Source organism: Amycolatopsis sp. 3B14 (genome assembly GCF_050958625.1).
GTDB classification, from domain to species: Bacteria; Actinomycetota; Actinomycetes; order Mycobacteriales; family Pseudonocardiaceae; genus Amycolatopsis_E; species Amycolatopsis_E thermoflava.
Window position 1 is genome coordinate 36,186 of sequence record NZ_JBHZEN010000007.1, and the last position, 12,558, is coordinate 48,743.

The 12,558-nt window shown below is 71.7% G+C and carries 12 protein-coding genes; 1 reads left to right on the plus strand and 11 read right to left on the minus strand.

Translation table 11 applies throughout. From position 1 onward, the window contains the following. Positions 1 to 90: 90 nt before the first annotated feature. Complete coding sequence (gene tsf, locus ACCP09_RS04770; protein ID WP_433743391.1) at positions 91 to 918, minus strand: translation elongation factor Ts; 828 nt, start codon at positions 916 to 918, stop codon at positions 91 to 93. A gap of 69 nt (positions 919 to 987) precedes the next feature. Beyond that, positions 988 to 1,809 (minus strand): 30S ribosomal protein S2, encoded by an 822-nt coding sequence (gene rpsB / locus ACCP09_RS04775; protein ID WP_017987592.1) that lies wholly within the window; start codon positions 1,807 to 1,809, stop codon positions 988 to 990. Between the two features lie 1,139 nt (positions 1,810 to 2,948). On the opposite strand from rpsB, the gene ACCP09_RS04780 reads away from it, so the two are divergent. Next, positions 2,949 to 3,440: a murein hydrolase activator EnvC family protein gene (locus ACCP09_RS04780; RefSeq protein ID WP_433743394.1), complete on the plus strand. Its 492-nt coding sequence runs from the start codon at positions 2,949 to 2,951 to the stop codon at positions 3,438 to 3,440. Here the strand turns inward: ACCP09_RS04780 and ACCP09_RS04785 are convergent. The 9 genes from ACCP09_RS04785 to rplS all read right to left on the minus strand — a co-directional run bounded on the left by ACCP09_RS04785 (position 3,437) and on the right by rplS (position 12,534). Next, positions 3,437 to 4,279: a FliA/WhiG family RNA polymerase sigma factor gene (locus ACCP09_RS04785; RefSeq protein ID WP_433743396.1), complete on the minus strand. Its 843-nt coding sequence runs from the start codon at positions 4,277 to 4,279 to the stop codon at positions 3,437 to 3,439. The genes ACCP09_RS04780 and ACCP09_RS04785 overlap by 4 nt on opposite strands. A 346-nt stretch (positions 4,280 to 4,625) precedes the next feature. Beyond that, on the minus strand, positions 4,626 to 5,618 hold the full coding sequence (locus ACCP09_RS04790) for a tyrosine recombinase XerC (RefSeq protein WP_433743398.1): 993 nt from the start codon (positions 5,616 to 5,618) through the stop codon (positions 4,626 to 4,628). A 70-nt stretch (positions 5,619 to 5,688) separates the two neighbouring features. Continuing rightward, the gene (gene dprA / locus ACCP09_RS04795; protein WP_433743400.1) at positions 5,689 to 6,852 is read right to left on the minus strand and encodes a DNA-processing protein DprA; all 1,164 of its coding nucleotides are present in this window, start codon (positions 6,850 to 6,852) and stop codon (positions 5,689 to 5,691) included. A gap of 238 nt (positions 6,853 to 7,090) precedes the next feature. Then, positions 7,091 to 8,602, minus strand: coding sequence for a YifB family Mg chelatase-like AAA ATPase (locus tag ACCP09_RS04800; RefSeq protein WP_400986165.1), 1,512 nt, complete (start codon positions 8,600 to 8,602; stop codon positions 7,091 to 7,093). Then, positions 8,602 to 8,976, minus strand: a complete 375-nt coding sequence (locus ACCP09_RS04805) for a YraN family protein (protein ID WP_027931787.1) — start codon at positions 8,974 to 8,976, stop codon at positions 8,602 to 8,604. The genes ACCP09_RS04800 and ACCP09_RS04805 overlap by 1 nt, the downstream gene beginning before the upstream one ends. 1,081 nt (positions 8,977 to 10,057) lie before the next feature. Next, positions 10,058 to 10,381 (minus strand): DUF2469 domain-containing protein, encoded by a 324-nt coding sequence (locus ACCP09_RS04810; RefSeq protein WP_017987585.1) that lies wholly within the window; start codon positions 10,379 to 10,381, stop codon positions 10,058 to 10,060. Continuing rightward, entirely contained in the window at positions 10,378 to 11,157 is a 780-nt protein-coding gene (locus ACCP09_RS04815) for a ribonuclease HII (RefSeq protein ID WP_027931788.1), read from the minus strand. The genes ACCP09_RS04810 and ACCP09_RS04815 overlap by 4 nt, the downstream gene beginning before the upstream one ends. 53 nt (positions 11,158 to 11,210) lie before the next feature. Beyond that, positions 11,211 to 12,143, minus strand: a complete 933-nt coding sequence (lepB, locus tag ACCP09_RS04820; RefSeq protein WP_027931789.1) for a signal peptidase I — start codon at positions 12,141 to 12,143, stop codon at positions 11,211 to 11,213. Positions 12,144 to 12,174: 31 nt separating this feature from the next. Beyond that, positions 12,175 to 12,534, minus strand: a complete 360-nt coding sequence (gene rplS, locus ACCP09_RS04825; RefSeq protein ID WP_017987582.1) for a 50S ribosomal protein L19 — start codon at positions 12,532 to 12,534, stop codon at positions 12,175 to 12,177. Positions 12,535 to 12,558: the final 24 nt, after the last annotated feature.

Genomic DNA, 12,558 nt, shown 5'->3' on the forward strand with positions numbered 1-12,558 from the left:
GCTCGGGTGCTCTTGTGGAGCCTGCCTTCGCGAGTGTGCCCCGTCCCCGTGATCACGGAGACGGGGCACCCTCACGTCACTGCCGTCGTGTTACGGCTGGCCGACCTCGAACCGGGCGAACCGGGTGACGGTCACGCCGGCCGCGTCGAGCAGCGCCTTGACGGTCTTCTTGTTGTCGAGGACCGACGGCTGCTCCAGCAGCACGGTGTCCTTGTAGAACGCGTTGACCTTGCCCTCGATGATCTTGGGCAGGGCCTGCTCGGGCTTGCCCTCGGCCCGGACAGTCTCCTCGGCGATGCGGCGCTCGTTGTCGACCAGGTCGGCGGGCACCTCCTCGCGGGTCAGGTACTTCGGCTTGAGGGCCGCAATCTGCAGCGCCGCGTTGCGGGCCGCCTCGGCGGCGCCGTCGCCCTCGCCGTTGTACTCGACCAGCACGCCGACCGCCGGGGGCAGGTCGGTGCCACGGCGGTGCAGGTACGTCGCGACCTGGCCGTCGAAGGCCACCACGCGGCGCAGGACCAGCTTCTCGCCGATCTTGGCAGCCAGCTCCTGCACGGCGTCGCCGACGGACTTGCCGCCCTCGAGCTCGGCCGCGGCCAGCTTCTCGACGTCGTCGGTCTTCAGGGTCTGCGCGACCTTGACGATCTTGTTGGCGAGCTCCTGGAACTGCTCGTTCTTGGCGACGAAGTCGGTCTCGGAGTTGATCTCGACCAGCACGCCGCCGTCGCCGGCGACGAGGCCCTCGGCGGTGGCGCGCTCGGCGCGCTTGCCGACGTCCTTGGCGCCCTTGATGCGCAGGAACTCAACGGCCTTGTCGAAGTCGCCGCCGCTCTCCTCGAGCGCCTTCTTGCAGTCCATCATGCCGGAGCCGGTGAGCTCGCGGAGACGCTTGACGTCCGCCGCGGTGTAGTTCGCCATCGTGCGGTGTCCGTTCCTCTCGGAAAGTTTGGGGGCCGCGCCGGTCCGGCGCGGCCGTGCCGGAAAGATTCAGGAGGCGGTGGTCTGCTCGGCCGGGGCCTCGCTGTTCTTCAGCAGGTCCTGCTCCCACTCCGCGAGCGGCTCGTCGGACACGCCCGGCTCGGGCTTGTCCTGGCCCTCGGCGGCGGCGGAGCCGTTGCGGCTGGAGCGGGCCATCAGGCCGGCGGCGGCGGCCTCGGCGACCACCTTGGTGAGCAGCGCGGCCGAGCGGATCGCGTCGTCGTTGCCCGGGATCGGGTAGTCGACCTCGTCCGGATCGCAGTTGGTGTCCAGGACCGCGACGACCGGGATGTTCAGCTTGCGCGCCTCGCCGACGGCGATGTGCTCCTTCTTGGTGTCCACGATCCAGACGGCGCTGGGCACCTTCTGCATGTCGCGGATACCGCCGAGGGTGCGCTCCAGCTTCTCCTTCTCGCGGGTCAGCGTCAGGATCTCGCGCTTGGTGAGACCCTGGAAACCGCCGGTCTGCTCCTGGGCCTCGAGCTCCTTGAGGCGCAGCAGCCGCTTGTGCACGGTCTGGAAGTTGGTCAGCATGCCGCCGAGCCAGCGCTGGTTGACGAAGGGCATGCCCACGCGCTGCGCCTCGCGGGCGATCGCCTCCTGGGCCTGCTTCTTCGTGCCGACGAACATGATGGTGCCGCCGTGCGCGACGGTCTCCTTGATGAACTCGTACGCACGGTCGATGTAGCTCAGCGTCTGCTGCAGGTCGATGATGTAGATGCCGTTGCGCTCGGTGAGGATGTAGCGCTTCATCTTCGGGTTCCAGCGGCGGGTCTGGTGCCCGAAGTGCACGCCGGAATCGAGCAGCTGCTTCATGGTGACGACGGCCATGGCCGGATTCGCACCTCTTCTGTGTAGCGCGCGCCCCGCGGGACGCGCTGGTCGGTTTTGTCGCCGTCGGCCGGGTGGCCGGCGACCCTGGTGCAGTGCCGGTGCCCGGACCCCGTGGATGACTCCTCGGGGACCGCCGGGCGCCGTGGGTTCCGTGAGCGGGAACGTGCACGTACACGCGAAGTCGACCTGTCGTGACAGGCCGCGCGAACAGTGTACGCCCTGGCGGCGCGGGGTTCACCACGGGCGGCCTGGTGCTACCGGCTGCGCGGCCCCGGGCGCTGCCGACGATTCGACCGGCGCCGGTTGTCCACAGACAAGGTGGAGTTGTCCACAGATTCTGTCACCGCCCGTTCGTGACGCCCGATGTGCGCCAGGCTGGGCCGATGATCGTGGTGATTCGCCGGTTGCCCGGGTTAGTGCTGGTCAGTGCCGTGGTGTGGCTCCTGGTCCCGGCTGCGCTGGAGGCGCCTTGGGGGCCGGGCGCGGCTGGACCAGCGGTAGTGGCGGCCAACCCACACGGATCGGCCACCACGGGATCCGCGGCCCACTCAGCGCAGCCACCGGCCAGGGCGGGCACATCCCTCAGACCGCCCACCGCGGAACCGGCGACCGCGGCCGCAGCCACCCCACCGCCGGCACTGGCCAAACCCGAGCCGGCGGCCGCGACCGACACACCCCTCCGACCGCTCACCGCAGGACCACTGGCCGCAGCCCACGCACTACAGGCGCCGGGCGCGACAGAATCGTCCGCTGCGGCCCCAACCAGGTCACCACGCGGACCGGCAGCGAAGGCGCCGACGACCACCGCAGCCAGTTCACGGCACCGGTCGGCAGCGAAGGGTCCGGCGCCCGTGGCGGGCGCACCGATCGCCCCGCCCGGAACTGGGCCGGCGGCTGTAGCTCGCGCGGTGGCGGGCGAGCTGGACCCCCGGTTCGAGACTGGACCGGCGGCAGTAGCTCGCGCGGCGGCGGGCGAGCTGGCCCCCCGGTCCGGGACTGGACCGGCGGCAGTAGCTCGCGCGGCGGCGGGCGAGCTGGACCCCCGGTTCGGGACTGGACCGGCGGCAGTAGCTCGCGCGATGGCGGGCCAGCTGGACCCCCGGTCCGGGACTGGACCGGCAGCAGTAGCTCGCGCGATGGCGGGCCAGCTGGACCCCCGGTTCGAGACTGGACCGGCGGCAGTAGCTCGCGCGATGGCGGGCGAGCCGGATCCCCGGTTCGGGTGGCCGCTGTCGCCGAAGCCGGTGGTCGTCCGGCCGTTCCAGGCGCCGTCCGGGCCCTACGGGCCTGGTCATCGGGGTGTCGACCTGGCCGCGGCCCCCGGTCAGCAGGTCCTGGCCGCGGGGCCGGGCGTGGTGGTGTTCGCGGGGCTCGTCGCCGGGCGGCCGGTGGTCTCGATCGACCACGACGGCGGGCTGCGGACCACCTACGAGCCGGTCGCGCCGTCGGTCCCGGTCGGCACGCAGGTGTGGCGGGGACAGCCGGTCGGGGTCGTCGAGGCCGGGCATCCGGGTTGTCCGGTCGAGGCCTGCCTGCACTGGGGCGTCCGGCGGGGCGAGGAATACCTGAACCCGCTCCCCTTGGTCCAGACCGGCTCGGCGATCCGCCTGAAGCCGTGGACCGGCTAGACCCCGGCCTGCTCCGTGAGCCGAGCCCGGAGCCGGAGGACGGCGCGCGTGTGCAGCTGGCTGACCCGCGACTCGGTGACGCCCAGGACGCGTCCGATCTCGGCGAGCGTCAGCCGTTCGAAGTAGTAGAGGCTGACGACGATCCGGTCGCGTTCGGTGAGCTGCGCGATGGCCTCGGCGAGCTGGCGGCGATTGTCCCGGTCGACGAGGACGGCGACGGGGTCGATGGCGTCGTCGTCGGGGAGCGTGTCGACCAGCGAGCCGCTCTCCCGGCCTGCCGCCATGAGGTCCTCCAGCGCGACGACGCTGGTCAGCTGGAGCTGGCTGTAGAGGTCGCGCAGCTCGTCGAGGCTGATGCCCAGCTCGGCCGCGACCTCGGTGTCGGTCGGGGTGCGGCGCAGGCGTCCGCCGAGGCGTTCGAGCGCGCGCTCCACTTCGCGAGCGCGGCTGCGCACGACGCGGGGCACCCAGTCCTGTGAGCGCAGGTCGTCGAGGATCGCGCCGCGGATGCGCTGCATCGCGTACGTCTCGAACCGCAGGCCGCGCTCGGGTTCGAACTTCTCGATGGCGTCGATCAGGCCGAAAATGCCGGACTGGATGAGGTCGCTGACGTCGACGTGCGTGGGCAGCCCGGTGCCGACCCGCCCAGCGACGTACTTGACCAGCGGCGCGTAGTGCAGGACCAGACGCTCGCGCAGCCGCTGCTCCGGCCGTTCGCGGAACTCGCGCCACACCGCCTGGATCGCGGAGTCACCGTCCCCCGCGCCCCGGGCGGCGGCCCCGCCCGCTGCAGCGCTGCTGGCACCCGCCGTTTCACCGGCCGGCGGCTCGCTGTCCACGACTGGGCCAGTGGCTGCAGACGCTTCCGCGCCGCCGGGTGTCGCCGCACCGGCCTGGGAATCGCCGCCAGGGTTGACCCCGGCCTGCGCTTCAGCATCTGTCGCGAGCGCGTCGCTCCGAGGACCGAGGTCCGGAATGTGCGCGCCGGTGTGGTCGCTCCGAAGCCCACTGTCCGGTTCGGACCTGGGCAGCGTCGGATGTCCGGCCTGCTCGGGGGCAGGGCGGGCAGGGGTCGCTCGCAAATCGGCCGTCACACGGAAACCGTTCTCGGTAGCGGGCTCAGGTCGTTCTCCGGGCTCGTACGGGACGGGCGGTGTCAACGATCCTGCCTGCCGTCCTCCGAGGTCATCGGGATCGGGGGTGGGCTTGGTCATGGATCGCCTTCAACCGCTCGACGGTCACGTGGGTGTAGAGCTGTGTCGTGGCAAGCGTAGCGTGACCGAGTAGCTCCTGAACGCTGCGAAGGTCGGCACCGCCCTCCAGCAGGTGCGTCGCCGCGGTGTGCCGCAGGCCGTGCGGACCCATGTCAGCCGCCGAGGGCACAGCGTCGAGAGCCTCGTGCACCACCCGCCGGACTGTTCTCGGGTCCAGCCGTCCGCCCCGCGCCCCGAGGAACAGCGCGGACGCGTGCGGCTTCGCCGCCGCACCCGCCACCGCCGGCCGGCCGTGGTCCAGCCAGCCACGCAACGCCCGGTCGGCGGGTGCGCCGAACGGGACCATGCGCTCCTTGCCGCCCTTGCCGAGAACCCGGACGAGTCTGCGCCCGAAGTCCACGTCATCGACGTCGAGCCCGCACAGCTCGGACACCCGCACACCCGTCGCGTAGAGCAGCTCGAGGACGGCGAGATCACGCAAGGTCACCGGCTCCTGCTGCGCCGCGCCACTGCCTGCGGCCGTCAGGACGTCCTCGGCCTCGTCCGGTCGCAGCACCGGCGGCAGGGTCCGATGCACGCGTGGCGCGACGAGCTTCGCCCCCGGGTCGTGGTCGAGCGCGCCCTGGCGGCGGGCCCAGGCGGTGAAGGTCCGGGCCGAGGCCGCCCTCCGCGCGAGGGTGGTCCGGCCGGCTCCCCCGTTGCGCTGGTCGGCGAGCCAGGCCCGCAGCGCTCCGATGTCCAGGCCCTCCAGCGCGGCGACATCCGGCAGCGGCTCCTCACCGTGGAGGAACCCCAGCAGGGACACCACGTCCCCGACGTACGCGCGCACCGTGTGCGGGGACAACCCCCGCTCGAGCCCGAGGTGCCGTTCGTAGGCGTCGACCAGCTCGGCGGCGGCGCGCGGCAGGGCGTCCCGAAGGGCGTGCAGGTCCGTTTTGCGGCCCCGAGATTCCCGTGCGGACATGGTTGTTCACGCTGCGCGAAGGGACGCGCGCGGTCAAGCATCGCCACACCGGCGGCAGATGACGATCGCATCACCTCCTCGTCCTGCGGCGCCAGCCGCTCTCGCAGCGCACGGCGAACTCGTCGAGTTCGAGGGCGGGCAGCAGCGCCCGGACCCGGGCGACCGGCACCCCGGATTCGGTGGCGATCTGCTCGGCGGATTTGCCCTCGCGCCGGTCGAGCGCCTCGTGAACGCGCAGGGCGTCCGGGCCGAGGCCGTCCGTCGGCCGTTTCGAACGGACCTTCTCGGGCCGGGGCGTGCCCAGCCGTCCGACGGTTTCGATCACGTCGTCGACCGAGGCCACCAGGGTGGCGCCGGACTCGCGGATCAGTTCGTGACAGCCGATCGACAACGCGGAGGTGACCGGGCCTGGCACGGCCATCACGACCTTGCCGAGCGCTCCGGCCGTGGTCGCGGTGTTGCGGGCGCCACTGCGCCGGCCTGCCTCCACGACGATGGTGCCCTCGCTGAGCGCCGCGATGAGGCGGTTGCGAACGAGGAACCGGTGGCGGGCCGGTGGTGTGCCCGGCGGGTACTCGCTGACGACGAGACCGCCGTGCTCGGCGATCTTGTCGAGCAGGACGACGTGCCCGGCGGGGTACCCGGCGTCGAGACCGCAGCCGAGCAGCGCGACGGTGGTGCCGCCGACGAAGAGGGTTCCGCGGTGCGCCGCGCCGTCGACGCCGTAGGCGGCGCCGGAGAAGACCGAGATGCCCTGGCCGGCCAGCGCGGCGGCGAAGTCGCCGGCGACGTGCTCGCCGTACCCGGTCGCGGCTCGCGCGCCGACGATCGCCACGGCCTGCTCGGTGGCCTCGTCGAAGCGGACCTGGCCGCGCACCCACAACGCGAGCGGTGGGGCGACGCCCTTCACACCGCGACTGACGGCGAGTTGGAGGGACAGGAGTGGCCAGCCCGGCCACTCGTCGTCCTCCGGAATCAGCAGCCGCATACCGAGGCGAGCGCCTTCGTCGAGGTCGCGCTGAGCGTGGTCGTGGGTGCGGCGGGCCTCGGTTTCGTCGCGCACGCGGTTGGGGCAGTCACCGGCGCGGATCGCCTCGGCTGCCGCGACGGGCCCGTGCTGGGCGACGAAGTCGGCCACCGCGGGGGCCGGCGGCTCGGCGACGCGAACGAGGTAGGAGCGGGCGAGGCGCTCCGCGTCGAGCTTGTCGCTGACGGGCTCGGGGGTGGTTGTCATGCTGCCCTCCGCGTGTGGAGTGCCAGTGCCGAGAAGGTGCGGGGTGAGGTTCGAGAGCACGTGCGGCCCTTCACAGGTGCCGGAGCGGGAACAGGGACTGCGACATGCGCGGAGGCAGACGATGAGGTGGCGCGGGGCGAGGTTCGGGAGCTCATGCGGCCCTGCCCCCGCGCCGGCGCGGAAGCACGGATGACGGCACACGCCTTCGCTGTGCCGGGGCGGAGCGAGCGTCGATGGCTCATGCGGCCCTCCGGTCTCGGAACTCCAGCGCGGCGGCGACGTGGTCGGCTTGGGGTTCGTCGGCGTCGTCGAGGTCGGCGAGGGTCCAGGCGATCCGGAGGCATCTGTCGACGCCTCGGGCGGTCACCGCGCCGCGTTCCAGGCTTCGGTTCAGCAGGGCTGTCGTCGTGGGTGGCAGGGCGAACTCGCGGTGCAAGGCCGGACCGGGGACCTCCGCGTTGGTCTTCCAGCCGTGCTCGCTCCAGCGGGCGGCGGCGCGGTCGCGAGCGGCCAGGACGCGTTTGCGGACCACCTCCGTCGGCTCGGGCTCGCCGCTCTCGTGGCGGCCCATCGCCGTCATCGGGCGCAGCCGCACGCGCAGGTCGACGCGGTCGAGCAGCGGGCCGGACAACCTGCTGAGGTAGCGGCGGCGCTCGGTCGGCGAGCACGTGCAGTCGGTTTCGCGGGGTGGCGCGCACGGGCACGGGTTGGTGGCCATCACGAGCTGGAAGCGCGCCGGGTAGCAGACCGAACCGCGGGCGCGGGCGATGCTGACCTCGCCCTCCTCCAGCACCGTGCGCAAGGAGTCCAGGCGCTGCGACCCGAATTCCGCCGCTTCGTCCAAGAAGAGGACCCCACGGTGGGCGCGGCTGATCAGCCCGGGTGTGGCGATGCCCGCGCCGCCACCGATGAGGGCGGCCTCGGACACCGAGTAGTGCGGCGCGACGAACGGCGGAACCTTGATCAGCGGAGCCTTGGCCGTCAGCTTGCCGTTGATCGAATGCACGGCGGTGACCTCGAGCGACTCCTCCGGCGAGAGCATCGGCAGAAGACCGGGCAGCCGCTTGGCGAGCATGGTCTTCCCCACGCCCGGCGGACCGGTGAGGAGGAGGTGGTGCGCGCCCGCGGCCGCCACTTCGAGCGCCCAACGGGCCTCGGGTTGGCCGACCACGTCCGCGAGGTCCAGCCCCTTGGGCGGCTCGCTCTCGGTGGGTGGTTCCGGCCTGGCCAGAGCGTTTTCGCCCTCCAGCCACGCCACGACGTCCCGCAGCCTGGCCGCGCCGTAGACCTCGAGGCCATCGACCAGCGCAGCTTCGAACAGCGTCCCGGATGGCACAATCGCGCGCTTGATCCCTTCCTTGCGGGCCGCGAGCAGACCGGGCAGGACACCGCGGACTTCGCGCACTCGGCCGTCGAGCGCCAGCTCTCCCAGCAGGACCGTGCCGAGCAACCGGGTGGCCGGGACCTTGCCCGCCGACGCGAGGATGGCCACCGCGATCGCGAGGTCGTAGGCCGAACCGAGCTTGGGCAGGTTCGCCGGGAACAGGCCGAGGGTGAGCTTGTCCTCCGGCCAGTGCTGGCCCGAGTTGCGGATGGCCGACCGGACCCTGTCCTTCGCTTCGCGCAGCCCGGCGTCGGGCAGGCCGATCATCTTGATGCCGGGCAGACCACCGCCGAGGTCGGCCTCGACCTCGACCAGGCGGCCGTCGAGGCCGACGAGGGCCACCGACCAGGCGCGTCCGAGCGGCATCAGAATGCTCCCGGGATGTGCCGGACGCGGGGTTCGCCGTCGCCGTCCGCGTAGACCGCGATGACGTCGAAGCGGACCCGGCACCAGCCGACGCGGTGGATGCTGAGCCACTGCCCGGCGAGGCGCCGGATGCGGGCGATCTTGTCCTCGGTGACCGCCTCGGCGGGGTCGCCGAAGCTCTCCCGGGTGCGGGTCTTGACCTCGCAGACGACCAGGGTGCGGCCGTTGGTGGCGATGAGGTCGAGCTCGCCCTGGCGGCAGCGCCAGTTCCTGGCCAGCACGACGAAGCCGAGCTTCTGCAGGTGGCGCGCGGCGATGTCCTCGCCCCGGCGGCCGAGTGTCAGGTGGCGGGCGGGTCTGGCCGCGGTGGTCATGGCTGGTCCCCCAAAGTCGGTGGTCGTTCACTGCCTTCGACGTTGCCATGACCTGCGGTTTCGCCGACAGAGCGAGTTTCCGGGCCTGTGGACAAGTGGGGTGTTGTGGACAAACCGCGGCGGGTTGCGGCTCGGTGGGGCGGAAAAGTCGGACCCCGGTGGTAGGGGCGGGGACGGCGTGGTGGGGCTGACGGCCGGATTCGGGCGGCAGGGCGACGGCCGGGGCGGAAGTGAATTGGGGCCGAAGCCGCGGAGGGCGCAGTAAGCCAGGTCAACGGGGGAAGCGGGGCCGCGCTGTGCAGAGGCGAGATGTGAGTGGCGCCGGGGGCGGACGGCTGGTGGGGTGCGCCAGGGGGCAGACGGCCGATGGGTAGCACCGGGGAGGCAGACGGCCGGTGGGTGGCGCCGGGGGCAGACGGGCCATGGGCGGCGCCGGGGCGGACGGGCAATGGGGGGCGCCGGGGAGGCAGCCGGCTGGTGGGTAACGCCGGGGGCGCACGGCTGGTGGCGTGGGCCAGGGGCAGACGGCCGATGGGTAGCGCCAGGGGCGGACGGCCGACGGGTGGCGCCGAGGAGACAGACGGCCGATGGGGGCGCCTGGGGCAGACGGCCATGGATGGCGCCGAGGGCAGACGGGCCATGGGTAGCGCCGCGGCGGACAGCTGGTGGGGCGCGCCAGGGGGCAGACCGCCGATCGGTAGCGCCGGGAAGACAGACGGCCGACGGGTGGCGCCGAGGGCAGACGAGCCATAGGTGGCGCCGGGGGCAGATGGGCCATGGGTGGCGCCGGGGGCAGATGGGCCATGGGTGGCGCCGGGGGACGGCCGGTAGGTGGCGCCAGGGACGCACGGTGGGGGCGCCTGGGGCAGACGGGCATGGGTAGCGCCGGGGGCGGACGGCTAGTGGGGTGCGCCAGGGGGCAGACGGCCGACGGGTGGCGCCGGGGAGGCAGCCGGCCGGTGGGTAGTGCCTGGGGCGGACGGCCCGTGGATAGCGCCGGGGGCGGACGGCCGGTGAGGTGCGGCGGCCAAAAGAGAGAGGGACGTCCCGCTGGGGGACGTCCCTCCTCGAGCTTGGGGTGTCAGCTGGAGAACGGGCCCTCTTCGGGGAGCCTCAGCTCCGGCTTCTCCAACTCCTCCACGTTCACGTCCTTGAACGTGATCACGCGGACGTTCTTGACGAACCGGGCCGGGCGGTACATGTCCCACACCCACGCGTCGGACATGCGGACCTCGAAGTAGACGTCTCCCCCGCTGTCCCTGACCTGCACGTCCACCGCGTTGGCCAGGTAGAACCGCCGCTCGGTCTCCACCACGTACGAGAACTGGCTGACGATGTCGCGGTACTCGCGGTACAGCGACAGCTCCATCTCGGTCTCGTACTTTTCGAGATCCTCTGCGCTCATGAAATCCGCGCCCCTCCTCGCGAGTTCGACCGGTCTCCGGCGGCGGAACTCCCATTCTGAACCACGGTGCCCTCCAGAGCACGCACCGGAGCATCGGACTGCCCCAATGCAGCAGCGGTGAGCATGACCTTCCGCGGCGGTCGGAGACCGTGGGCGGCGGCCGCCGCTGCCACATTGGTGTACGACCACCGGTGTACCTCACACGGCCCGTGTTCGACGAGCGCCGCGCCGTGGTCCGCGGTCGTGTACCCCTTGTGCACATCGAATCCGTACATCGGGTACTCCAGGTGCGTCTCGGCCATGATCCGGTCCCGCGTCACCTTGGCCAGCACCGACGCGGCCGCCACGCACGCGACCGCCCGGTCCCCCTTGATCACCGGCACGCTCGGCGCCGGCAGACCCGGCACCTTGAAACCGTCCGTCAGCACATACCCGGGGCACTCCCGCAACCCCGCCACCGCCCGGCGCATGCCCTCGATGTTGGTGACATGGATGCCGAGCTGATCCACCTCTTCGGGTGAAATGACGACGATCGAATAGTCCAGGGCGCGCACCAGGAGCCGCTCGTAGACCCGCTCCCTGGCCAGCGCGGTGAGCAGCTTCGAGTCGTTCAGCTCCGCCAGCCGGGCCGCGTCCCCCGGCCGGAGCACGCACGACGCGACCACCAGCGGACCCGCGCAGGCCCCGCGGCCCGCCTCGTCGACCCCGGCCACCGGGCCGAGGCCACGCCGGTCGAGCGCCGACTGCAGACCCCACGCCGTCTCACCCCGGACGATCGCCCTGGGCGGGCGGAAGGAGGCCAGAACCGCCGAAGACCTACCCAACCTGGTTACCGCTTTCGCTCGACCGCCTCGCGCACCTTCGAGCCCAGTCGCCGTCCGCCCCACACCGCGGGCCACGCGGCGACGACCCCGAACCCGAGCGGAACGCCTTCCTGCCACGCCGGAGCGCTCATACCGAGCGCGGCCGGCTGCGCGGCGGCCTGCGGATTGTGGTCGCTGACCCCGCCCCACCGGCTGGGTGGCAACACGATGATGCGTGCCTTGCCGATGATGTTGTCCACCGGGACGGCACCACGGACCCCGCCGCCGCCCTGGCAGCGCGAGTCGCACGAGTCGTTGCGGTTGTCGCCCATCACCCAGACGTAGCCGTCCGGCACCGTCACCGGGTCGAACGGCTCCTGCCGCTGGTTGTCTGGATTCTCCCAGTGGATGTAGGGCTCGTCCAGGGCCTTGCCGTCGACGACGACCCGGTTCTGGGCGTCACAGCACTGGACGGTCTGGCCACCGGTCGCGATGATCCGCTTGACGAAGTCGCGCTCGTCCGGTGGCGCCAGCCCGAACACCGAACCGATGTTCTGGAAGAACCGCACCACCGCGTTGCCCGACCGCTCGGTCGCGACCTCGTTCTCCACCCACGGCTCGGGCCCCTTGAACACCACGACGTCACCCGGTTCAGGGTCGGTGAAGTCGTAGGTGATCTTGTCGACGAGGACCTTGTCGCCGTAGCACCCGGTGCATCCGTGCAGCGTGGTCTCCATCGACCCCGAAGGAATCGTGTAGACCCGCGCCAGGAATTGCTGGAACACGAATGCCAGCGCCAGCGCGACGACGATCAGAATCGGGAGTTCGACCCAGAACGAGCGCTGTTTCTTGGGTTTACGGCGACGCCGTTTCCCATTTGCGCCGGCATCGGCACTCTCGTCCGGATCCGGGCGTTCGGGCTCGTCCTCAGCGGCGCTGGAGGGCACAGGTTCGACCACTTCGCCAGGCTATCGGAGAACGTCCGATCCCTCAGGACGCGGTCGGGGCCTCGCGGCGCTCCTTGATCTTGGCGGCCTTGCCGCGCAGCTCGCGCAGGTAGTACAGCTTGGCGCGACGCACGTCACCGCGCTTGTGCACCTCGATCTTCGCGATGTTCGGGCTGTGCACCGGGAAAGTGCGCTCCACGCCGACACCGAACGAAACCTTGCGCACGGTGAAGGTTTCGCGAATACCGCCACCCTGGCGGCGGATCACGACGCCCTGGAAAACCTGAACACGCTCACGGTTTCCCTCGATGACGCGAACGTGCACCTTCAGCGTGTCACCCGGGCGGAAGTTCGGGATGTCGGAACGCAGCGACTGAGCGTCCAGGGCGTCCAGGGTGTTCATCGGGAGTCCGTCCTCGTCCTTCGT

What these genes read in the sequence shown, in the direction of transcription:
- tsf (WP_433743391.1), bottom strand. Translation starts at nt 918, where the DNA reads ATGGCGAACTACACCGCGGCGGACGTCAAGCGTCTCCGCGAGCTCACC.
- rpsB (WP_017987592.1), bottom strand. Translation starts at nt 1,809, where the DNA reads ATGGCCGTCGTCACCATGAAGCAGCTGCTCGATTCCGGCGTGCACTTC.
- ACCP09_RS04780 (WP_433743394.1), top strand. Translation starts at nt 2,949, where the DNA reads ATGGCGGGCCAGCTGGACCCCCGGTTCGAGACTGGACCGGCGGCAGTA.
- ACCP09_RS04790 (WP_433743398.1), bottom strand. Translation starts at nt 5,618, where the DNA reads ATGTCCGCACGGGAATCTCGGGGCCGCAAAACGGACCTGCACGCCCTT.
- dprA (WP_433743400.1), bottom strand. Translation starts at nt 6,852, where the DNA reads ATGACAACCACCCCCGAGCCCGTCAGCGACAAGCTCGACGCGGAGCGC.
- ACCP09_RS04800 (WP_400986165.1), bottom strand. Translation starts at nt 8,602, where the DNA reads ATGCCGCTCGGACGCGCCTGGTCGGTGGCCCTCGTCGGCCTCGACGGC.
- ACCP09_RS04805 (WP_027931787.1), bottom strand. Translation starts at nt 8,976, where the DNA reads ATGACCACCGCGGCCAGACCCGCCCGCCACCTGACACTCGGCCGCCGG.
- ACCP09_RS04810 (WP_017987585.1), bottom strand. Translation starts at nt 10,381, where the DNA reads ATGAGCGCAGAGGATCTCGAAAAGTACGAGACCGAGATGGAGCTGTCG.
- rplS (WP_017987582.1), bottom strand. Translation starts at nt 12,534, where the DNA reads ATGAACACCCTGGACGCCCTGGACGCTCAGTCGCTGCGTTCCGACATC.